This window comes from Roseateles sp., from assembly GCF_049240545.1.
In the GTDB taxonomy this organism is placed as follows: Bacteria; Pseudomonadota; Gammaproteobacteria; order Burkholderiales; family Burkholderiaceae_C; genus Paucibacter_A.
The window spans coordinates 1-19718 of sequence record NZ_JBMLSK010000077.1; the positions used below are offsets into that span (position 1 = coordinate 1).

The following is a 19718-nucleotide window of genomic DNA, read 5'->3' on the forward strand; positions in this document are numbered from 1 at the left end:
CACCGTGTGTCTCCAACAACTTCAAGGCATAGGGCACATCGGGTTCATTCTTGAAGCCGAAGTGCAGGGCCACGGCCCAGCAGGCATTGCCCAGCGCCTTGACTTCGATCCGCTTGTCAAAACCAATCCATGGCACCTCATGGTGCTTGACCGTCACGAACAAGTTCTGCGCATGCAGCACCTTGTTGTGCTTGAGGTTGTGCAGCAGCGCATTCGGAGTCACGCCAGCCTCGGCAGACAGGAACACGGCCGTGCCTTCCACCCGCAGTGGCGGGTTGATGAAGACCGCTTCCAGGAAGCTTGGCAACTCGATCGCATCCTCACGCAGCTTGTCGCTGAGTTGGCGCCGGCCCTGCTTCCAGGTCAGCATCAAGGTAAACATGCCGATACCAATCGCCAAGGGGAACCAGCCCCCCGACAGCAACTTCAGCATATTGGAGCTGAGGAAGATCACATCGATGACAAAGAAGAAACCGGTCGCCAAGATACACAGCGGCAGCGGGTACTTCCAGCCGTAGCGGATGACGAAGAAGGTCATCACCGTGGTGATGGTCATGTCGATGGTGACCGCAATGCCGTAAGCCCCGGCCAGCTTGCTGCTGGAGCCGAACAAAACGACGGCCAGCACGATGAAGACAAACAAGCCCCAGTTGACGAAGGGCACATAGATCTGGCCGATGTCACGCACCGAGGTGTGCAAGATGCGCATGCGCGGCAAGATGCCCAGTTGCACCGCCTGCTTGGTGACCGAGAAAGCCGCCGTGATCAGGGCCTGTGACGCCACCACGGCCGCCATCGTGGCCAGGGCGAACAGGGGGATTTCGGCCCAATCCGGCGCCAACAAGAAGAAGGGGTTCTTGATCGCCGATGGTTCATTCAGCAACATGGCGCCCTGGCCGAAGTAGTTGATCACCAAGGCCGGCATCACCACGCCGTACCAGGCGATGCGAATCGGCTTCTTGCCGAAATGACCCAGGTCGGCATAGAGCGCCTCACCACCGGTCACCACCAGCACGACGGCACCCAAGGCGATGAACGCCACCAGCTTGTGCGACATGCAAAACGACCAGGCATAAGCCGGATTGACCGCCACCAAGACATGCGGATTGTCAAGAATGTGCGGCAAGCCCAGCAGGGCCAGGCTGGCGAACCAAACCAGCATGACCGGCCCAAAGGCCTTGCCGATGCCCCCGGTGCCAAAACGCTGCACCGCAAACAGGCCGGCCAGGACCACCAAGGTCAAGGGCACGATCAAGTCATGGAACTGAGGCGCATAAACGTCGATGCCCTCCACCGCACCCAGCACCGTCATGGCCGGGGTGATGACCGCATCGCCATAAAAGATGGCGGTGCCGAACAGGCCCACCACCAACAGCACCCGGCGTAATTGCGGCTTGTCATTCACCGCATTGGTGGCCAGCGCCAGCATGGCGATCAGGCCGCCTTCGCCATTGTTGTCGGCCCGCAGAATCAGCATCACATACTTGATCGAGACGATGATGGTCATGGTCCAGAACAAGAGCGACAAGACGCCCAGGATGTTGTCCGCCGTCGGCGCCACATGGCCGCCATGAAAAACTTCCTTGAGCGCGTACAGCGGGCTGGTGCCGATGTCGCCATAGACGACCCCCAAGGCACCGAGGGTCAAGCCGGCCATGGCCGAGGGCGATTGCGCCGTTTGAGGTGAACTCACGTGTTGTTGCCGCAGGCAAAGCAGCGTTGAAGCAAAAACGCTATTTTGCGCCTGCTTTGCTGCACTGCGTCAATTCGGAAGAACCGCAAGCGGGGCAGCGTTGTCAATTGACCTCGGAGTCCCTGAAACCGGCGCATTTGCGGGCCAGGGTACCGAAGAAGTCACTTGACGACGAACGAACGCCAAAGTCGCCTGGAACAGATGCCGATGGATCGGGCCTCTGCCTGGCACCTGCCCGAGCCTCAAAGCGTGGTCGTCGAATGCTTCAAGCGAATGTTGCACAGCGCCGCCAAGATGCGCGCCCTTGCCGCGCGCAAATGCACAAAACCAGGCGAGATCAGGCGTAGACCTCGGCGTCGGGATCGGTGATCTCCAGCTCGTAGCTGGCCGCCAACATGGCCAAGCGGGCAATCACGCCATACATATAGAAGCGGTTCGGCCCACTGGCCCCCGGTTGCTCGCCCGGGCGCGGCAGCTGCGAAGCCTGCGAGAAGGCCAGCGGCACAAAGCTGGAGCCGGGCGAATTGAGGTTTTCGTCCGCGCCGCGGTCGGCATGGACGCGGTAGAAGCCACCCACCACATAGCGATCCATCATGTAAACCACCGGCTCGGCCACCGCCTCGTTGACCCGTTCGTGCGTGACCACCCCTTCTTGCACGATGACTTGGTTGACCTCTTGGCCGTCCTTGATGACGCTCATCTTGTTGCGCAGGCGCCGGCTGGGATCGGCCAACTCCTTGGCGTCGCGGACCGTGCAAATGCCCATGCCATAGGTGCCGGCATCGGGTTTGACGACGACAAAAGGCTTCTCCTGAATGCCGTATTCCTTGTACTTCTTGCGCGTCTTGCTCAGCACCAGATCGACCTGCGCCTGCAACTCCTCCAGTCCGCGCCCCTCATTGAAATCAACACCGGTGACCGGCACGGTCAGCGGATTGATCAACCAGGGATCCATCCCCAAGAGCTTGGAGAACTTCTTGGCCACGTCTTCATAGGCCTTGAAGTGCTGGCTCTTGCGCCGCACGTTCCAGCCGGCATGCAAGGGCGGCAGCAAGTACTGCTCATGCAAATGCTCCAACACCCGCGGCACGCCGGCCGACAGATCGTTGTTCAGCAAAATGGTGCAGGGGTCAAAGTCCTTCAGACCCAGGCGCCCCCGGTTGCGCAGCAAGGGCTCCACCGTCAGCGTGCTGCCATCGGCGAGCTTCAGCTCGGTGGGCTCGGTAATCTCGGCGTCCAGCGAACCCAGGCGCACATTCAAACCCGCCTGGGTGAAGATGCGCTTGAGCGTGGCCACATTGCTCAGGTAGAAGGTATTGCGGGTGTGGTTCTCCGGGATCAGCAAGAGGTTCTTGGCCTCGGGACAGATCTTCTCAATGGCCGCCATTGCAGCCTGCACCGACAGCGGCAACATCTCCTGCGTCAGATTATTGAAACCGCCCGGGAATAGATTGGTATCCACCGGTGCCAGCTTGAAGCCCGCATTGCGCAGGTCCACCGAACTGTAGAACGGCGGCGTGTGCTCCATCCACTCAAGCCGGAACCAGCGCTCGATGGCCGGCATCGACTCCAGCACGCGCTGCTCCAACTCATTGATGGGGCCAGTCAGTGCGGTAATCAGATGGGGGACCATGGTGTGAAGCTCGGAGCTGGGTTGAAGTCATTCTAGAGGCCTCGTACATGGGGTCGAGCCTTCAAAAACCAAGCAGCAGGGCCGAAAAAACAAGGCTATGCTGCATCGCAGCGTCGCTGACGGGAAGCCTATGAAAGCCAAGATCCTGGTCGTTGAAGATCACGCCGACATCCGTCGACTGATTCGCTGGGCGCTTGAAGACACCGGTCACGCCTTGTTTGAAGCGCCGAATGGCACTTTGGGCCTGGAGATGGCCCGCACCGTGCAGCCAGACTTGGTCTACCTAGACTTGATGATGCCCGGCGGCTTGGACGGCATTGAGGTTTGCGCTCAGATCCGCCGAGATCCCGCCCTGGCCCACACCCTGGTCGTGATGTTGACCGCCGACGCCGCCCAGCAAACCAAGGCCAAGTCCTTGGCTGCGGGCGTCAATTTCTTCCTGCCCAAGCCCTTCAGCCCCGCCAAACTGTTGGAGTTGACCGAAGTGCTGCTGAAGGCGCGTCCCCGGCCCGAACCGATGAAAGAGCGAGACTAAGCGGCCCGATCATGGCCTGCAATGAAAAAGGGCTGCCAATCGGCAGCCCTTCGCTTTCAGCACTTGGCTTTACTTGTGATACGCCGTCTCACCGTGAGAGCTGATGTCCAGGCCTTCGCGTTCTTCCTCTTCGCTGACCCGCAGACCGATCACCAGATCAACGATCTTGTAGGCCACCACCGACACCACAGCCGACCAGATCACCGTCACGCCAACGGCCTTGGCCTGGGTCCAAACCTGGGCGCCGATGGAATAGGCGTCCGCAGAAACCATGGACACGGTGACCCAATCGGCCACGGCGCTGGGGCCGCCCAAGGCCGGTGAGTTGAAGACACCCGTCAGCAGCGCGCCGACGATGCCGCCGACACCGTGCACACCGAAGACATCCAACGAGTCATCGACGCCGAGGAGCTTCTTCAGGCCCGTCACGCCCCAGAGGCAGGCAAAGCCCGAGATGAATCCGATCGCCACGGCACCGCCGACGCCCACATTGCCGGCGGCCGGTGTGATGGCGACCAAACCCGCCACCGCACCCGAGGCCGCGCCCAGCATCGACGCCTTGCCCTTGTGCAAAGCCTCACCGATACACCAGGCGAGCACGGCGGCGGCTGCGGCGACCAAGGTGTTGATGAAAGCCAGCGCGGCGAAGCCATTGGCCTCCAAAGCAGAGCCTGCATTGAAGCCGAACCAGCCCACCCACAGCAAGGAGGCGCCCACCATGGTCAGGGTCAGGCTGTGCGGCGTGAAGGCCTCCTTGCCGTAACCGACGCGCTTGCCAATCATGTAGGCACCGACCAAACCGGCAACCGCAGCATTGATGTGCACCACCGTGCCGCCCGCGAAGTCCAAGGCGCCCCATTGCCAGATCAAACCGGCCTTGCTGTTCATCTCGTCCACGACACCAGCGGCGGTGTAGGCATCCGGGCCCATCCAGAACCAGACCATGTGCGCAATCGGCAAGTAGCTGAAGGTGAACCACAACGCGAGGAACAGAAGCACGGCGGAGAACTTGATGCGCTCGGCAAAGGCACCGACGATCAAGCAGGCGGTGATGCCCGCAAAGGTGGCTTGGAAAGCAGCGAACACGATCTCAGGAATGACCACACCCTTGCTGAAGGTGGCGGCATTGGCGAAGGTACCGGCGGCGTTGTCCCATATGCCCTTCATCATCAAGCGATCGGTGCCGCCGATGAATGCGTTGCCTTCGGTGAAGGCCAAGCTGTAGCCATAAACGACCCACAGCACCACGATCATCGAGAACGCCACCATCACCTGCATCAGCACCGACAGCATGTTCTTGCTGCGCACCAAGCCGCCGTAGAACAGGGCAAGACCTGGCACCGTCATCATGATGACCAGCAGCGTGGACAACATCATCCAGGTGGTGTCGCCCTTGTTGGGCACCGGGGCCGGGGCCGCTACGGCTGAAGCCGCATCGGCAGCAGGCGCCACCACGGCAGCCGAAGCAGCTGCATCAGCCGCAGGGGCGACAGCGGCAATCACGGCCGAGGCCGCCGCCAGCGGGGCGGATGCAGCGTCGGATTGAGCCCAGGCGGCCGGCGCGAGCACCGCAGCGGCCAAGGCCAGACAGGCAAACAGTTTCTTCATTCTGTGATCTCCAAAAATCTGCAGCGCCGGGCTCAGAGCGCCTCGTTGCCGGTTTCGCCGGTGCGGATGCGCACCACTTGGTCGAGGGGTGAAACGAAAATCTTGCCGTCGCCGATCTTGCCGGTGCGCGCCGCACCCTCGATCGCCTCGATGACCTGCTCGACCACCGCGTCATCGACAGCCGCTTCGATCTTCACCTTGGGCAAAAAGTCGACCACGTACTCGGCGCCGCGGTACAGCTCGGTATGGCCTTTTTGGCGACCAAAGCCCTTGACTTCGGTGACGGTCAGGCCCTGCACGCCAATGGCGCTCAGGGCTTCGCGCACCTCGTCGAGCTTGAAGGGTTTGATGATGGCGGTGATCAGTTTCATGGCTCTATCTCCTAGGATTTAGTTCTGGATTCAAAAAGTTTTCTTGACCGACACCACGAAGCCGTTCTTGCCCAGATTCTTCATATCTGGGCCGCCCATATAGGCCTTGGTGTCCGTGCCCACCACGGCCGCGCCGAAGATGAAGCCGGCAAATTCCTTGTTCAAGGTCACCGAGTAGTCGGTGTAGGTCCCGGCATCGTTGTTGGCCACTTTCTGGTAGCCCACATGCGGGGTGAGGCTGAAGCCGCCACCCACATCGAAGGTGGCAGAGAGATCGAGATAGCCACTGCCCTTGCTGTCGGCAGTGCCGAACAGATTGGTCAGGCTGTGCGAGTACTTGACCGTCATCGGACCGAAGCTCAAGGCGCCATAGACCTCGGTGGTGTTGGCGCTGGGCTTCAGATCATTGCTGGGGTAGACATAGCTGAGCACCCCCACATCCATCGTCAAGCCGCTGGTGATTTCGGTCTTGTAGCCGCCATACACGTCGATCTCGGCCGAAGCGCCGCCGTTGTAGGGCGCGTCCTTGATCCACTTGATGGTCGAAGCCCAGGTGCCAAGGTAGAAGCCCGAATCAAAGGCGTAATCCGCACCGCCTTGCAAAGCCGGCTGCAGCCGAGACTGGGAAATGCCGCGATAGCGATAGTCGCTGGTCAGACTGATGTTGAAGGACAAAGGGCTTGCTGCCGCGGGCGCAGCGGCGGCTTCTTGGGCCTGCACCGTTTGCACGGGCAGGGCAGACAAGGCCAGAAGAGCAAGACATGCAGCAAGAGTCGACTTCATCACGGGTTTCCTATCAATTGAAGGGGAAGGAGAAGGATTTCAAAACGACTTGCTTCACCCAAAGCAGCTTTCGTGCCAAGTCCTGAAGGGCAGGAATCGGCCCGACTTCTCAGCCAAAGCCCGCGTTTCGGCGCCGGGTCAAGGTCTTTTGCACCAAACTGGGTTGCGCCTTGCCAAGCCCGCGCCGACGGCCGCACTGCTTTTGTGCATGCACCGCAAAAAGCAGCAGGGGATGCACAATCAGCCCTCAAGGCGACCCCCATCGGGGCCGCTGTGCCCCACCGCTTGGAGACATCTCACAACATGTCACTGGCCATCGTTCACAGTCGGGCTTTAGACGGGCTGGCCGCCGCGCCGGTCAGTGTCGAAGTGCATCTGGCGAACGGCCTACCCTCCTTCACCTTGGTCGGTTTAGCGGATACGGAGGTCAAGGAATCGCGCGAGCGTGTGCGCGCGGCCTTGCAAAACAGTGGCCTGAGCTTTCCTCACAATAAAAAGATCACGGTCAATCTCGCCCCGGCCGAATTGCCCAAGGAGGGCGGGCGTTTTGATCTGCCGATCGCGCTGGGCCTGCTGGCCGCCAGTGGGCAGATCGATGCCAGCCGCCTGGACGGCTTTGAATGTGCCGGCGAGTTGTCGCTCGGCGGCGAATTGCGCCCCATCCGCGCTGCCTTGGCCATGAGCCTGGCCCTGCGCCGCGAACAATCGAGCCGCAGTCTGATCTTGCCGCCGGCCAGCGCAGCCGAGGCCGCCTTGGTCGAAGGCGTGCGGGTGCTGGCCGCGCCGCATTTGCTCGATCTGGTTGCCGCCCTGGCGCCGGGCAGCGAGCAAGCGCTCAGCGTTGCACAAGCAATGCCACGCAGCGCTGCGCCCTGCCCGCCGGATCTGCGCGATGTCAAAGGCCAGGCCGGCGCCAAACGGGTGTTGGAAATCGCTGCAGCAGGCGCACACAGCCTCTTGCTGGTTGGACCGCCCGGCACGGGCAAATCGATGTTGGCCCAGCGCCTGAGTGGGCTGCTGCCCCCCTTGAGCGAAGACGAGGCGCTCGAGTCCGCCGCCCTGCTGAGTCTTGCCGCGCAGTTCGAGCCGAGCCGCTGGGCGCAGCGCGTGACCCGCAGCCCGCATCACAGTGCCTCCAGCGTGGCGCTGGTCGGCGGCGGTTCACCGCCGCGGCCAGGCGAGATTTCACTGGCCTTGCACGGGGTTTTGTTTTTGGATGAACTCCCCGAGTTCAACCGAAGCGCACTCGAAGCCCTGCGCGAGCCGATGGAAACGGGCCGCATCTTGATTTCGAGAGCGGCTCGGCAAGCCGAGTTCCCGGCCAACTTTCAGCTGGTAGCGGCCATGAATCCATGCCCCTGCGGGCATCTGGGCAATCCGCTCAAGGCCTGCATCTGCGCACCCGGTCAGATTGCGCGTTATCAAGGCCGGCTCAGCGGGCCTTTTCTAGACAGGCTGGACCTGATGATTGAGGTGCCGATGCTGGCCCCCAAAGAGCTGGCCGGCCTGCCGGACGGCGAGAGCAGCGCGGTGGTGGCACAGCGTGTCGCCGCAGCGCGCAAGATCGCCCTTGCGCGCCAAGCCTGCTGCAATGCACGGCTGACGGCGCGCCAACTGGAGCAAGTCGCTCAGGCAGAGCCCAGCGCCACCGAGTTTTTACAAAAAGCCGCTGCGCAGCTGGGCCTGTCGGCGCGCGGCTATCACCGGCTTTTGCGCGTGGCCCGCAGCATTGCCGATCTGGAACACGCGAGCCGCATTCAATTGCCGCATATGGCCGAAGCCATTCAGCTGCGGCGCGGGCTGATGCACTGAGGTCAAGCCACAGCGCCAACTGGGCTTAGTAGCGCTCCAAGACCCCATCGCGTTCGCGCACCACCATGTCCACCCGCAAATCGGGCTGATGGTCGTACTCAAAACTGCGGGTGCGCCCGTCGGGATAACTCACGCGCACCAACCAGACCTGGCGCGCATTGTGGTTCTTCTCCACGGCATTGCCCGCAAAACCGCCCGCCGCCGCACCGGCAACCGTCGCCAAGGTCTTGCCGGTGCCGCCACCAATCTGATTACCCAAGAGGCCGCCCAGCACCGCGCCACCGACGGCACCCAGGCCACTGCCCTTGCCTTCACGTTGCTCGCTGCGGATCTGCACCACGGTGGCACATTCGGCGCAAAGCTTGGGCAGCTCGGGTTCGGCGGCCTTGGCCTGCAGCGGTTCGCTGGAGGCATGCGGCGCGGCAGGCTTGGCGACCTGGCGGCTCTCCTCGGGGATAGAGGCTGCAGGCGCTACAGGCTTGGGCACCGGACGCGGGGCTGGCTTGGGCGGCGCCTTCGCGGCCACCTGCGGCGCAGGCGCGCTGGCCGCGTCCTTCGGTGCGGAGGCGGGCACAAGCGCTGCCACGGGGGCGGACGCCGCTGGCAGGACTGAAGCCAGTGCTGCGCTGGCCTCCGCCGCAGGCGCCGAAGCAGGCGCGGCAGGCACAGCCAACTGCGAAGCCGGTGCTTGGCTGCGCCCCGCCTGATAGGCCAAACCTGCGATAGCAATCGCGGCGACAGCGCCGATGGCGATTTGTGCGGGTTTCATCTGCAAAACTCCTTGGAAATACTCGGTCAACAGCTAACGCCCAACCCTAGCACGCCGTGCACCGCGAAGCCGCCCCAAGCCCGGTTCTTACTTCGGCTTACAAAAGCGGCGCCAGCGCGCGCTCGGCCGCTTCCTTGTTCAAGCGCATGCGTTCGGCCCAATCCGCGACCTGGTCTTCACCAATGCGGCCGACGTTGAAGTAAGCCGCTTCGGGGTGCGCGAAGTAAAAGCCCGAAACGCTGGCGGCCGGCGTCATGGCCATGCTGTCGGTCAGGCCCATGCCGATTTCTTCGGGATTCAGCGCCTTGAACAACTCACGCTTGACCAAGTGATCCGGGCAGGCCGGATAGCCGGGTGCAGGGCGGATGCCGCGGTACTTTTCTTCGATCAATTCCTCGCTGCTCAAAGCCTCATCCGGGGCGTAACCCCAGAACTCGGTGCGCACGCGCTGGTGCAAGCGCTCGGCAAAGGCCTCGGCCAAGCGGTCGGCCAGGGCCTTGAACATGATGGCGGAGTAGTCGTCCAGATCGGCCAGGAACTGGGCTTCCTTCTTCTCCACGCCCAGGCCGGCGGTGACGGCAAACAGGCCGATGTAATCCGGCACCACGCCTTTGGGGGCAATGAAGTCAGACAGACAGCGATTCGGGCGCTTCACGCCATCCACCACCGGTCGCTCCGACTGCATGCGCAGGCCGTGCCAGGTCATCAAAACCTCGCTGCGGCTCTCATCGGTGTAGATCTCGATGTCGTCGTCGTTCACCTGTGCGGCCGGGTAGAGGCCGAAGACGCCACTGGCCGTCAACCAGCGGCCAGCGATCAGGCGCTGCAGCATGCGCTTGCCATCGCTGAAGACGCGCTGCGCCTCGGTGCCCACCACCTCATCTTTCAAAATGGCTGGGAAAGGCCCGGCCAGATCCCAGGTTTGGAAGAAGGGGCCCCAGTCGATGCTCTCGGCCAATTCGGCCAGGTCGTAATTGCGGATCACGCGGCGGCCGATGAACTGCGGCACCGGCGACTGATAACTGGCCCAGTCCACGGCATGCTTGTTGGCGCGCGCAGCCGCCAGGCTGACCATGGGGGTCTGCTTTTTGTTGGCGTGCAGATGGCGTACCTGCTCATAGTCGCTGCGCAACTCGGCAATGAACTTGGCAGCACGCTCGTCCGAGAGCAGATCGCTACAAACGCCGACGCTGCGCGAAGCATCCGGCACATAGACCACCGGGCCTTCGTAGTGCGGCGAAATCTTCACCGCCGTGTGCACGCGGCTGCAGGTGGCGCCGCCGATCAGCAGCGGCGTGCCGCGCGAGCGGAAATGCTCGTCGCGCTGCATCTCGGCGGCCACATGCTGCATCTCCTCCAGGCTGGGCGTGATCAGGCCGGAGAGGCCAATGATGTCGGCGCCCTCTTCCTTGGCCTTGGCCAAGATGTCCTGGCAGGGCACCATCACGCCCATGTTCACGACCTCGAAGTTATTGCACTGCAAGACCACGGTGACGATGTTCTTGCCGATGTCGTGCACATCGCCCTTGACGGTGGCGATGACGATCTTGCCCTTGGGCTTGGCCTCGCCGCCGGCGTCGATCAAGGCCTGCTTCTCGGCCTCGATATAGGGCAGCAAATGCGCCACCGCCGACTTCATCACGCGGGCCGACTTCACCACCTGGGGCAAAAACATCTTGCCAGCGCCGAACAAGTCGCCGACCACATTCATGCCGGCCATCAACGGCCCTTCGATCACATGCAGTGGCCGGCCGCCCTTGGCCTGAATCGCTTGCCAGGCTTCTTCGGTGTCGGTGGTGATGAACTCGGTGATGCCGTGCACCAAGGAATGGCTGAGGCGTTCGTTCACATCGCCGGCGCGCCAGGCCAGACGGGCCGTGTCATCAATGGCCATGCCCTTGGCGCGCTCGGCCACTTCGATCAGGCGCTCGCCGGAGTCGGGTCGGCGGTTCAGCACCACGTCCTCCACGCGCTCGCGCAGTTCGGCATCGAGGTCGTCGTACACGCCCACCATGCCGGCGTTGACGATGCCCATATCCATGCCCGCTTGAATCGCGTGGTACAGGAAGACGGTGTGGATGGCCTCACGCACCGGGTCATTGCCACGGAAGCTGAAGGACACATTCGAGACGCCGCCGCTGACCTTGGCACCGGGCAGGTTTTGCTTGATCCAACGCGTGGCCTCGATAAAGTCGACCGCGTAGTTGTTGTGCTCTTCGATGCCGGTGGCGATGGCGAAGATATTCGGGTCGAAGATGATGTCCTCGGCCGGGAAGCCCACTTCGTTCACCAGGATCTTGTAGGCGCGTTCGCAGATTTCGATCTTGCGGGCGAAGGTGTCGGCCTGGCCTTGCTCGTCAAAAGCCATCACCACGGCGGCCGCGCCATAGCGGCGCACCAGCTTGGCTTGGCGGCGAAACTCCTCTTCGCCCTCTTTCATCGAGATCGAGTTGACGATGCCCTTGCCTTGGATGCACTTCAAGCCGGCTTCGATGACGCTCCACTTGGAGCTGTCGATCATGATGGGCACACGGGCGATCTCGGGCTCGCCGGCGATCAGGTTCAGGAAGCGCACCATGGCGGCCTGGCTGTCCAGCATGGCCTCGTCCATATTGATGTCGATGACCTGGGCGCCGTTCTCGACCTGCTGGCGCGCGACGGCAAGGGCGTCTTCAAACTGCCCGTTCAGAATCATCCGAGCAAAGGCCTTGGAGCCGGTCACATTGGTGCGCTCGCCGATATTGACGAAGAGCGTGCCAGCGCCAATCTGCACCGGCTCCAGGCCCGAGAGCTTCATCGCTTCGACGGGGACGTTAGGGGTCAGGGCAGGGATTTGAGTGGACATGGCGGCCTCGGGGGAATCTAGGGCCGCGAACTCACCGCGGCCACGAAATCATGGATCGGTGAGCGTCGTTGTCAACAGCCCAGATCAGGGTGGGCTGCCCGTTCAAGCCTGGCGAGCCGCCGCCGATCTGACGATCAATGCGGGTGGGCTGGTCGCAACGCTCCTTGAACCGTGCGCGATTTTACGCGCAGTCCGGGGCTGGGCCTCAATCGCCGCGAGGTTCAGCCGACAATCCAAGCAAAACATCTGCGAGACACCTTGGATCTGATACAGCTCCCCCCCAACAGCCTGCGCGCCGGTCAGGTGCTCACCTTCTCCTTGCGCGACGCCGAGGGGAAGCTGCTGGTGGCCAGCGGCCAGACCTTGCCCAACACGCCGCAGATGCAGGCCTTGCTGGCGCGCCCGATCTGGGTGCTGGCGCATGAGACCAAGGAATACCAGCGCGCCCTGGCCCACAAGATGGACACGATGATGCTGCAGGGCGCCAATCTGGGCGACATCGTCAAGGTGCAGGCCGACTACAAACCCGACAAGGTGCAACGCCTCGATCTGGGCGAGCAAGCCGCCTGGGCCGATCTGCAGATGCATGCCCACAGCCTGCTGCGCGACCCGAATACCGAGGACTTCCGCGGCCGCTTTCAACAGCTGCACACCGATGCCATCGCCCGGCTCTCGAACCGGCCCGATGCGATTTTGATGTTCCTGATCTTTGACGCCAGCCAGGGCTTCGAGCGCTACAGCGCCCGCCACGCCCTGCTCTGCCTGGCCTTGGCCGAGCAATGTGCGCTCAAGCTGGGCTGGCCCGAGGACTGGCGCCTGGCCCTCACCCAAGCCGCGCTGAGCATGAACATCAGCATCAGCGCCCAACAAGACCGCTTGGCCGCGCAGTCCGACGAGCCCAGCCACAACCAGCAGCAAAGCCTGATCTCGCATGGCGACCGCTCGGCGAAGCTGCTAGCCGAACTCGGCGCCAAGTCAGAGCTTTGGCTGAAGACGGTGTGCTTGCATCACGACGCCGGCCCAGGCCCCTTGGCAGAACGCGCTCCGGCCGAGCAACTGGCGCGACTGCTGCGCCGCATCGACATCTTTGCCTCGCGCGTCAGCCCGCGCGCCTCGCGCAGGGCGCAGCCCGGCGCCATGGCCGCAAGGGCGGTGTTTTTGGATGAGCTGAAACAGCCCGATGAAGCCGGCGCGGCCATTGTCAAAACCATTGGTCTCTATCCACTGGGCAGCCTGGTGCGGCTGGCCAATGGCGAGGTCGGCATCGTCTTCAAACGCGGACACAGCGCCACCGAGCCGATGGTGGCCAGCCTCTTGGGCAAGAGCGGCAACCCCTTGAGCGAACCGGTGCCGCGCGACACCCGTTTGGCCGCTCAGGCCATTGCAGCCAGCCTAGCTCCGCACGAGTTGAAGCTGCGGGTGTCGATGGAGAAGCTGCTGAAGATGAGCTGATGCAGCTCGCTCAGGCCTCGGCGACCAGGCCGCTGAAGAACTTCTCGCCGCTGACGCGAGGGCGGTAAGCCGACACGCCCTTGGCGATCGCCGCGATGTGCTCCGGCGTGGTGCCGCAGCAGCCGCCGGCGATGTTCAAGAAGCCGCTGCGGGCAAACTCTTCCATCAAACGGCCGGTCACATCGGGCGTTTCGTCAAAGCCGGTGTCGCTCATCGGGTTGGGCAGGCCGGCATTCGGGTAGCAGCTGATCGCCGTGGCACCGGCGGCCCTAGCCAACTCTTCGATGTAAGGGCGCATCAGCGTCGCGCCCAGCGCGCAGTTCAGGCCGATGGCCAGCGGCTTGGCGTGGCGCACCGAGTGCCAGAAGGCGGTCACCGTCTGGCCGGAGAGGATGCGGCCCGAGGCGTCGGTGACGGTGCCGCTGATGATGACGGGCAGGCGCTCGCCGGTGTCTTCCATCAACTCGTCCAGCGCGAAGATGGCAGCCTTGGCGTTCAAGGTGTCAAAAATGGTCTCGACCAGGAACAGGTCGACGCCGCCATCCAACAAGCCCTTGGCCTGCTCGTAATAGGCGGCGCGCAGCGTGTCGAAGTCGACATTGCGGGCGCCGGGGTCGTTCACATCGGGGCTGATGCTGGCGGTGCGCGGCGTGGGGCCCAGGGCGCCGGCGGCGAAGCGCGGCTTGTCGGGCGTGCTGTATTGGTCGCAGGCCTCACGGGCAATGCGCGCGGCGGCCACATTCATCTCATAGGCCAGCGCTTCCAGGCCGTAGTCCTCTTGGGCCACGGAAGTGGTGCCGAAGGTGTTGGTCTCGATGATGTCGGCGCCGGCGGCCAGGTATTTCTCGTGGATCTCGCGGATCACGTCGGGCCGGGTCAGCACCAACAAGTCGTTATTGCCCTTCAGGTCCTTGGGATGATCGGCAAAACGCGAGCCGCGAAAATCCGCCTCACCCAGCTTGTAGCGCTGGATCATCGTGCCCATGGCACCGTCCAAAATCGCGATGCGCTGCTGCAGGATGGCGGGCAAGGCCGCGCCGCGGGTGTAGGTGCTCGAGTTTGCGTTCATGGCGCCATTGTAGAAAGGCGCGGCGGCCCAGTCCTGTCCCAAGGGCAAAAGGCCGTACGCCAAGAAGTCGTCTCGGCTTGCATATGCACGCACTCAAGCGCAGGAACGCCGAGCGCGCGCGGCAGGAGCGGATCAGCGCCGAGAACCCGGCTTCATGCCGCCTTGTGGTCCACCCCTGGGGCCATTGCGGCGACCCCGCCGCTCGTCCGGCCGACCCCGCTCGCCACGCGGGGCTTGCTCGGGGCGCGAGTCACGCGGCGCCTGGAACTGTGGACGCTGCGCGGCCCGCTCGGCTGCCTCTTGTCGAGCCAGCTCCAGCAAGCCAGGCAACTCTTCCGGCGACACCCCTTTGAGTGCGCAGAAGTTCGGCAGGGTCAGGGTCGTGCGCTCAAAGTCATGCAAAAGCCCGGCGCGGTTGCGCGCCTGCTGCTGCTCCAGCGCATGGCGTTGCTGCTCCTGTTCGAGGCGTTCTTGTTGCAAACCGCGACGGCGGTTCAGCTCCTCGACAGCAGCGGCGCGGTGCTCATCGCTCAGGTCGCCGGCCGGCTGACCGTCCAGATCAAAACGGGTTTTGGCCTTGCTGAGGGCGATCAGATAGCCGGTGCCCCCGGTGTGGCGGCGCAAAAAGGCCGACAGCTGCGCCTTGGTGAACACACCGGGCGCACGCTCTTGAATATCGGCCTGCACGCGCAGCTTCAAGGGTTTGATGCCGCCGCCCACAAACAGGGCGGGGAACAGCTCTTTCAGCTTGGCCGCCACGGCGGCGGGCGAGATGTCTTTGGCAGCTGCTGCCTCGGGTGCGGCGGCTTCAGCAGCTTCAACGGCGGGTGCATCCACCGTGCTCTCGCTTGCTGTCTCGACAACAGCGGCAGCGTCGACCGCGCCTACTTCCGCAGGAGACTGCGATGCATTCGGCGCCGAAGTCGGTGCCGTATTAGGGGTTTCGTTCATGGGCAAGCGCCTCGGCGCAACTTCAAAGACAAAGGAAAATCAGGACGCTATTGTCCACTGCGGCGCCAATTGCGCGATTGGGCCCCTCTTCAGGGTGAAAGCTGGCGCTCAGGCGCCGCCGCCAAACACCTTTTTGAGGATGGCGCTGCCACTGCCCAGCGGGTCTTTGCGGATCTTGCGCTCCTCTTCGGCAATCATCAGATACAGCCCATCCAAGGTCTTGGCGGTGACGTATTGCTGGATATTGGCGTCCTGGCTTTTCACCAGGCCCAGCCCGGCCGCCTTGCCTGCCACCGCGTTGTATTTGTCGGCCAGGGCGACTTTTTGGGTGGCTTGGGTGACGAGAGGCAAGAGCTGCTGGTTCAAGGGCTGGCGGGTCTTGCCGGCAAAGAACTGGGTGACCGCGTCATCGCCGCCCTTCAGGATTTGCAAGCCATCTTCCACACTCATGCCCTTGATCGCCGCCACCAGCAGCGGCTTGGCCGTCGGCACCGCCGCTTCAGCGGCGCGGTTCATGGCCAGCAGCAACTCGTCCACTTTCTTGCCTTGTCCGGTCATTTGCAAGAGCTTGGCGCCATCCTTCAAGTAGCCTGGCAGCTCGATTCGAACCGCCGGGTTGTTCATAAAGCCATCCGGCTTGCCCAAGCCCGCGATGGCCGCATTGGCGCCGCGTTCCAAGGCGGCGCGTATGCCGGAGGCGGCGTCGCTTTCACTGACGCCCGCCTGAACCACGAAGCTTGAGCCGCCAAGGCCGGCGAACACGCCGGCAGCCCATAAAACAGATCGACGCAAGACCATTTTTCGACTCCCTATTTCGTTCCAATGCGATGGGCGCTGCGGCTTAAACCGGGCCCGACTCTTTCTCGTCTGCATCGTGCAGGGCGAGCACATCCTGGTCGATGGCGCCAAACACGCTCAGACCATCCGCCCCCTTCATCTCGATGCGCAAGCTGTCCCCAAAAGACATGAAGGCAGTCTTGGCTTGGCCGGACTCCAGCTGTTCAAGGGCGCGTTTCTCCGCAATGCAGCTGTAGCCGCGGCTGCTGTCTTTGTTGGACACCGGGCCGGAGCCGATCAAGCTGCCGGCGCTCAAGGCCCTTGTCTTGGCGGCTTGGGCGATCAGCTGGCCAAAGTGGAAAGTCATTTCCGGCCCGGCCTCGCATTGACCGACCTTGCGGCCGTTCCACATGGTCTGCAAGGGCAGATCGACGCGGCCGCCGCGCCAGGCCGCGCCCAATTCATCGGGCGTCACCGCCACCGGGCTGAATGAGGTGGCCGGCCGACTGTGAAAGCGGCCCTGCGCGCCGAGCAGACGCAGCGTCCAGCCATTGGCCAACATCAACAAGCGCACCCCTTCCAAGGCCTGGCCGGAACTGACGCCTTGCGCCACATCGCCGGTGACCGCCACCACTTGCGCCTCAAAGTCGATACCCATGGCCTCGGAGCCCACGCGCACCGGACTGCAGGCACCCAGCAGCGAATCACCGCAGCCCTGCCGGAGCAAGGGCTCCAACGGCAGTTCTGACGCCGGCTCATTCGGCGCGGTTCTCTGCAGTAGCTCCAAGTGATTCAGATAAGCCGAACCCTCGATGGACTGAAACGCTCGCGGCAAGGGCGCCAAGCATTGCTTGGGCTCAAAATTGAAGGCGTGGCGCAGGCGGCCATGGTTGAGCCCGACGTACAACTCCTCCAGCTGCGGCGCCAGAAAGCCCCAGTCGTCGAGCACTTGCTGCAGCCGTCCCGCGATGCCGCTGGCGTAATGGGCCTGGCTCAGATCACGCGAAACAACAACCAGTTGGCCGTCACGCGATCCATCGTTCAAGGTGGCAAATTTCATCGGGAAAAGAGAAAAGCAGCAAAGCGATGGCAGCATTGTCCAATGCGCCGCATGATTTCGCCTTCCCCCCGTCAAACTTCCCGACCGATGCCGCGCAGCACTTCGCCCGCTCAACGCCAAGCCGCCGTGGTGGCCCTGGTGCTTAGCGTGGCCGCCCACGCTCTGTTGCTGTTCCCGCGCTCAGACCAAGCCATAAGCACGGCCAGCGCCGCCCCGACGCCACGCCAACCTGGGCTGCTCACGCGAACCCTGACGATCGAGAAGGTGCCAGCGCCGGCGAGTCTGCTTGCCTCCACCCAGCCTCGCCAGATGCCGTCCGAAGCAATGGCATCGCGCTTGACTGGCAGTTTGCCCCCGTCGACGCCGAGCGACCAAGTCTCAAGACCCGAGCCGAAGCCGCTCAGCGCGGAACGAACCGCGCCGCCTGAAGCTGCCCCTGCGACTCAGCTTGCACCAGCTGTCGAGTGGCGCTTCTTGCTGCTGCAAGACGGTCGACAGGGTTTGGCGCGGCTGAGCTGGCTTCCCAGTCCGGATGCCAGCTACCAGTTGCGACTGGATCGCCAGCTCGAGGGTCGCGCCCTGCCCGCTTGGCGCAGCGAAGGCAAGGTCGGGCCTGAGGGCTTGTTGCCCGATCGCTTCGCGCAGCAACGTCGCGGTCGCGATGTTCAGGCCACCAACTTCCGTCGTCCTGAAGGCCTGATCAGTTTTTCTACCAGTGCCGAGGTCATGGAGTTGCCTGAGGGCGTGCAGGACCGTCTCAGTTGGTGGTTCCAACTCGCCGCCATGATCGACGCCGCGCCTGACCGCTACCTTCAGGGCAGCCGCTTGCACATGCCCGTGATCGGCCTGCGCGGAGAGGCCCGCAACTGGGCGTTTGAGGTCATCGGCCCTGAGACCCTGGATTTGCCAGACCGGCCCGCCCTGCCAACACTGCACCTGCACCGTCCGCAAATTTTTGCTTACAGCGGCGAAATCGATGTCTGGCTGGACCCCGCCCGCCGCCACCTGCCGGTGCGGCTGGTTTACAAGCTGGCCGACGAGCGCAGCTGGGAATTGTTGCTGCTGGACGAAGGACTACCACCCTGAACAAGGGGGAGGGATGTCGTTATCTTTTGACACTTTAGACACGAAAAAGAGACAAGGAATCCCCCGAGAAGCCCGAAGTTCTGCCACTATTTATTCACGGCCAAGCGCTCAAGGTGCCGATAACTCTTGAAACTGACGCTGCTGGCCGCAGTTGATGCTGAAAGGAGCCGCTATGCACATGCTTTACAACTCCCCCAGCTTCAGTGTCGTCAAGTTCGACGTCCAGGTGACTGAGCCCGTGCCGGGGGAATTTTTACAAGCCAACCCCGAGTTGCAGCTGCACCGCGGAGGCTATGAGATCGTCGACAAATTCAGTCGCAAAGAAATCTTCATCGAAGGCGCGCTGGCCCAGCAGTTCCAGGACGGCGTCGAAGCGCTGATCGAGCAAGATCCCAGCGAAGAAGACCTGGATGATTTCATCGAAGCCTATGCCCGCATGGGCCATCAACCGGTGGTGATGCATTAAGTCCCCCCATTAAGGCTCTTGTCCTCGGCGCGCGGCTGGGACAAGATGGGGCAGCGTCACGCAGTCTGTGACGCACGAGACTGCGAGGAGCTGCCCACCATGGTCAAGCGTTTGGCTGACGCGCGTGTCCTGCCCTCACCGGGCCTCAAAGAGGCGCCGGTGCTAGACCGGATGTGCACCCAGTTCGTACTCACGCTGACGGTCAAGCACGCCGGGCGCTTCAATCTGCGTCGCGACTTCAATGGCTTGCTGTCCTTCACCGGCCGTCACTTGGTTTGGCCGCTGCGCGTATTGAGCCGGCTGCGCGAATACCTGGAGCAACGCTGCCAGGGCAATGAGCTCTGGCTCGGGCAAGCCGATCTCAGCGATGAAGCCTTCTTGCAGCGCTATGGCGTCTGGAGCGGCCCGTACTCGGAAGCCACGCTCTTCTTCTACCTGGACGAATACGTCAAGGATGCGCCCAAGGACATGATGTCCCTGCTGGCCACTACCAGCGAATGGCTGGACCGCCAACTGAAGCGCGAATCGACGCTGGTTGAAACCAATATCGCCGCCTTGGGCACGCTCTTGCAGCTGAACCCGGCCGAGCGCGCCTTGCTGCTCTACGGCACGCTGGCCCGCTACCAGCGCGAGCTGCGCGGGGCGCTGGTGGAGTTCAAGGTCAACACCGCCCAAGAGGCTTTTGCGGCGATTGCCGCGGTGGCCGGCGTCAATGCCCAAGAAGTGGCCGAGGCCTTGCGCGCCGGCTCGCGGCTGGAGCGCATCGGCATGGTGGAGAACCTGATCTCCGAGCACAACATCACCGATC

General features: G+C 63.1%; 16 protein-coding genes, 1 pseudogene and 1 riboswitch. Of the genes and pseudogenes, 6 read left to right on the forward strand and 11 right to left on the reverse strand.

Annotation, left to right across the window (positions count from 1 at the left end):
• The coding region (locus tag ACOVRJ_RS04465; RefSeq protein ID WP_422042710.1) for a potassium transporter Kup at positions 1-1657 on the reverse strand (1657 nt) is incomplete at its 3' end.
• A gap of 373 nt (positions 1658-2030) precedes the next feature.
• A complete protein-coding gene (gene gshA, locus ACOVRJ_RS04470) occupies positions 2031-3326 on the reverse strand; it encodes a glutamate--cysteine ligase (protein ID WP_422042695.1) in 1296 nt (431 codons plus the stop codon).
• A gap of 130 nt (positions 3327-3456) precedes the next feature.
• On the opposite strand from gshA, the gene ACOVRJ_RS04475 reads away from it, so the two are divergent.
• Positions 3457-3861 (forward strand): response regulator transcription factor, encoded by a 405-nt coding sequence (locus ACOVRJ_RS04475; RefSeq protein WP_422042696.1) that lies wholly within the window; start codon positions 3457-3459, stop codon positions 3859-3861.
• Between the two features lie 69 nt (positions 3862-3930).
• On the opposite strand, the gene amt is transcribed toward ACOVRJ_RS04475, so the two are convergent.
• Genes amt through ACOVRJ_RS04490 form a run of 3 tightly spaced genes read right to left on the reverse strand, consistent with a single transcriptional unit; the run spans position 3931 to position 6623 of the window.
• Positions 3931-5469 carry an ammonium transporter gene (gene amt / locus ACOVRJ_RS04480; RefSeq protein ID WP_422042697.1) on the reverse strand — a complete coding sequence of 513 codons (1539 nt, stop codon included), beginning with the start codon at positions 5467-5469 and terminating at the stop codon, positions 3931-3933.
• A 32-nt stretch (positions 5470-5501) separates the two neighbouring features.
• Positions 5502-5840, reverse strand: a complete 339-nt coding sequence (gene glnK / locus ACOVRJ_RS04485; protein ID WP_422042698.1) for a P-II family nitrogen regulator — start codon at positions 5838-5840, stop codon at positions 5502-5504.
• A gap of 30 nt (positions 5841-5870) precedes the next feature.
• Entirely contained in the window at positions 5871-6623 is a 753-nt protein-coding gene (locus tag ACOVRJ_RS04490) for a TorF family putative porin (protein ID WP_422042699.1), read from the reverse strand.
• A 303-nt stretch (positions 6624-6926) separates the two neighbouring features.
• Here ACOVRJ_RS04490 and ACOVRJ_RS04495 point away from each other — a divergent pair, with 303 nt between their 5' ends.
• A complete protein-coding gene (locus ACOVRJ_RS04495; RefSeq protein ID WP_422042700.1) occupies positions 6927-8435 on the forward strand; it encodes a YifB family Mg chelatase-like AAA ATPase in 1509 nt (502 codons plus the stop codon).
• A gap of 25 nt (positions 8436-8460) precedes the next feature.
• Here ACOVRJ_RS04495 and ACOVRJ_RS04500 read toward each other — a convergent pair whose 3' ends face one another.
• Together ACOVRJ_RS04500 and metH are read right to left on the reverse strand one after the other, a co-directional pair.
• A complete protein-coding gene (locus ACOVRJ_RS04500) occupies positions 8461-9204 on the reverse strand; it encodes a glycine zipper 2TM domain-containing protein (RefSeq protein ID WP_422042701.1) in 744 nt (247 codons plus the stop codon).
• A gap of 97 nt (positions 9205-9301) precedes the next feature.
• Positions 9302-12049: a methionine synthase gene (gene metH, locus ACOVRJ_RS04505; RefSeq protein WP_422042702.1), complete on the reverse strand. Its 2748-nt coding sequence runs from the start codon at positions 12047-12049 to the stop codon at positions 9302-9304.
• Between the two features lie 53 nt (positions 12050-12102).
• Positions 12103-12221: riboswitch (S-adenosyl-L-homocysteine riboswitch) on the reverse strand.
• 86 nt (positions 12222-12307) lie between these two features.
• On the opposite strand from metH, the gene ACOVRJ_RS04510 reads away from it, so the two are divergent.
• The gene (locus tag ACOVRJ_RS04510) at positions 12308-13501 is read left to right on the forward strand and encodes an HD-GYP domain-containing protein (RefSeq protein WP_422042703.1); all 1194 of its coding nucleotides are present in this window, start codon (positions 12308-12310) and stop codon (positions 13499-13501) included.
• Positions 13502-13511: 10 nt separating this feature from the next.
• Here the strand turns inward: ACOVRJ_RS04510 and ACOVRJ_RS04515 are convergent, their stop codons facing one another.
• The 4 genes from ACOVRJ_RS04515 to ACOVRJ_RS04530 form a co-directional block, all read right to left on the reverse strand.
• Positions 13512-14570, reverse strand: a complete 1059-nt coding sequence (locus ACOVRJ_RS04515) for a homocysteine S-methyltransferase family protein (protein ID WP_422042704.1) — start codon at positions 14568-14570, stop codon at positions 13512-13514.
• A 132-nt stretch (positions 14571-14702) separates the two neighbouring features.
• Positions 14703-15521 (reverse strand): ProQ/FINO family protein, encoded by an 819-nt coding sequence (locus ACOVRJ_RS04520; RefSeq protein ID WP_422042705.1) that lies wholly within the window; start codon positions 15519-15521, stop codon positions 14703-14705.
• Between the two features lie 108 nt (positions 15522-15629).
• A complete protein-coding gene (locus ACOVRJ_RS04525) occupies positions 15630-16319 on the reverse strand; it encodes a DUF4197 domain-containing protein (RefSeq protein WP_422042706.1) in 690 nt (229 codons plus the stop codon).
• Between the two features lie 43 nt (positions 16320-16362).
• Positions 16363-17358: a fumarylacetoacetate hydrolase family protein gene (locus ACOVRJ_RS04530; RefSeq protein WP_422042707.1), complete on the reverse strand. Its 996-nt coding sequence runs from the start codon at positions 17356-17358 to the stop codon at positions 16363-16365.
• An 87-nt stretch (positions 17359-17445) separates the two neighbouring features.
• On the opposite strand from ACOVRJ_RS04530, the gene ACOVRJ_RS04535 reads away from it, so the two are divergent.
• The 3 genes and pseudogenes from ACOVRJ_RS04535 to ACOVRJ_RS04545 form a co-directional block, all read left to right on the forward strand.
• Positions 17446-18444, forward strand: coding sequence for a DUF3108 domain-containing protein (locus tag ACOVRJ_RS04535; protein ID WP_422042708.1), 999 nt, complete (start codon positions 17446-17448; stop codon positions 18442-18444).
• A 172-nt stretch (positions 18445-18616) separates the two neighbouring features.
• Positions 18617-18910, forward strand: coding sequence for a DUF3567 domain-containing protein (locus ACOVRJ_RS04540; protein WP_422042709.1), 294 nt, complete (start codon positions 18617-18619; stop codon positions 18908-18910).
• Positions 18911-19009: 99 nt separating this feature from the next.
• Positions 19010-19718: pseudogene (locus tag ACOVRJ_RS04545) on the forward strand (ATPase); the annotation flags it as partial.

What these genes read in the sequence shown, in the direction of transcription:
- ACOVRJ_RS04535 (WP_422042708.1), top strand. Translation starts at nt 17,446, where the DNA reads ATGCCGCGCAGCACTTCGCCCGCTCAACGCCAAGCCGCCGTGGTGGCC.
- metH (WP_422042702.1), bottom strand. Translation starts at nt 12,049, where the DNA reads ATGTCCACTCAAATCCCTGCCCTGACCCCTAACGTCCCCGTCGAAGCG.
- gshA (WP_422042695.1), bottom strand. Translation starts at nt 3,326, where the DNA reads ATGGTCCCCCATCTGATTACCGCACTGACTGGCCCCATCAATGAGTTG.
- ACOVRJ_RS04490 (WP_422042699.1), bottom strand. Translation starts at nt 6,623, where the DNA reads ATGAAGTCGACTCTTGCTGCATGTCTTGCTCTTCTGGCCTTGTCTGCC.
- glnK (WP_422042698.1), bottom strand. Translation starts at nt 5,840, where the DNA reads ATGAAACTGATCACCGCCATCATCAAACCCTTCAAGCTCGACGAGGTG.
- ACOVRJ_RS04525 (WP_422042706.1), bottom strand. Translation starts at nt 16,319, where the DNA reads ATGGTCTTGCGTCGATCTGTTTTATGGGCTGCCGGCGTGTTCGCCGGC.
- ACOVRJ_RS04530 (WP_422042707.1), bottom strand. Translation starts at nt 17,358, where the DNA reads ATGAAATTTGCCACCTTGAACGATGGATCGCGTGACGGCCAACTGGTT.
- ACOVRJ_RS04500 (WP_422042701.1), bottom strand. Translation starts at nt 9,204, where the DNA reads ATGAAACCCGCACAAATCGCCATCGGCGCTGTCGCCGCGATTGCTATC.
- amt (WP_422042697.1), bottom strand. Translation starts at nt 5,469, where the DNA reads ATGAAGAAACTGTTTGCCTGTCTGGCCTTGGCCGCTGCGGTGCTCGCG.
- ACOVRJ_RS04475 (WP_422042696.1), top strand. Translation starts at nt 3,457, where the DNA reads ATGAAAGCCAAGATCCTGGTCGTTGAAGATCACGCCGACATCCGTCGA.
- ACOVRJ_RS04515 (WP_422042704.1), bottom strand. Translation starts at nt 14,570, where the DNA reads ATGAACGCAAACTCGAGCACCTACACCCGCGGCGCGGCCTTGCCCGCC.
- ACOVRJ_RS04520 (WP_422042705.1), bottom strand. Translation starts at nt 15,521, where the DNA reads ATGAACGAAACCCCTAATACGGCACCGACTTCGGCGCCGAATGCATCG.
- ACOVRJ_RS04540 (WP_422042709.1), top strand. Translation starts at nt 18,617, where the DNA reads ATGCACATGCTTTACAACTCCCCCAGCTTCAGTGTCGTCAAGTTCGAC.
- ACOVRJ_RS04495 (WP_422042700.1), top strand. Translation starts at nt 6,927, where the DNA reads ATGTCACTGGCCATCGTTCACAGTCGGGCTTTAGACGGGCTGGCCGCC.